Origin of the sequence: Methylibium sp. T29-B, from assembly GCF_000576225.1 — a bacterium.
Lineage (GTDB): Bacteria > Pseudomonadota > Gammaproteobacteria > Burkholderiales > Burkholderiaceae_C > Methylibium > Methylibium petroleiphilum.
The window spans coordinates 1-649 of record NZ_AZSN01000393.1; the positions used below are offsets into that span (position 1 = coordinate 1).

The 649-nt window shown below is 76.9% G+C and carries 2 protein-coding genes; one reads left to right on the forward strand and one right to left on the reverse strand.

Features of this window, described 5'->3' with window-relative positions; translation table 11 throughout:
* On the reverse strand, positions 1-293 hold a 293-nt coding region (locus Y694_RS22145), incomplete at its 3' end, for a hypothetical protein (RefSeq protein ID WP_155935904.1).
* Between Y694_RS22145 and Y694_RS24595 the strand changes: the two genes are divergently transcribed.
* Positions 268-649 (forward strand): hypothetical protein (locus Y694_RS24595; protein WP_155935905.1); only part of this gene is annotated, 382 nt, incomplete at its 3' end. The two genes, Y694_RS22145 and Y694_RS24595, sit on opposite strands and share 26 nt — an antisense overlap.

Below are 649 nucleotides of genomic sequence, written 5' to 3' on the forward strand. Positions count from 1 at the left end.
TGAAACTGCGCGCGCCAGTCCGCGGCGGCAGTGCACCGGCGGCCGACGCCGAGCAACTGCTGCTGCAACTCGACGCGCCGGCCCTGGCGCAGCTCGCGCCGCTGGCCGATGCGCTGGGGCTGGGGCCGCTGACCGGTCGCGCCCGCCTCGAAACCCGAACCGACGGAGCGCTCGGCGCGTGGCTGCTCGGCAGCGCGGCCAGCGGCAGCCTCGTCACGCGCGGCAGCCTCGAACTTGAGCGCCTGCAGTTCGGCAGCCTCCGGCTCGATGCGGCCCAGGCGCTGGGACGCCACGCTGCCCGGCAGCGAAGCCGTCGGCAGCGCGCTGGCGCGCGCCGCGCTGCAGGGCGAGTTCACTGCCACCCAGATCCGGACGCCGGCGCTGACGCTCCCGACCGTCGCGCTGCAAGCCGACGGCACGCTCGGCGAGCACCGCGCCAGCCTGCGCGCCACGTTGCGGCAGCCGCAGGCCCCGGGCAGCGAGGCCGGCGCCGCCGAACCCGCACCGCTGAGCCTGGTGGCACGACTGACCGGCGCCTGGCAAGCCGGAGAGAACGGTGCACCAAACCTCTGGCGCGCGCGCCTGCCCGAGCTGTCGCTGCTGCCAGTCCCACAGAGCGCGGGGTCGGCGCCCCCTCCGCGGCGGCAGG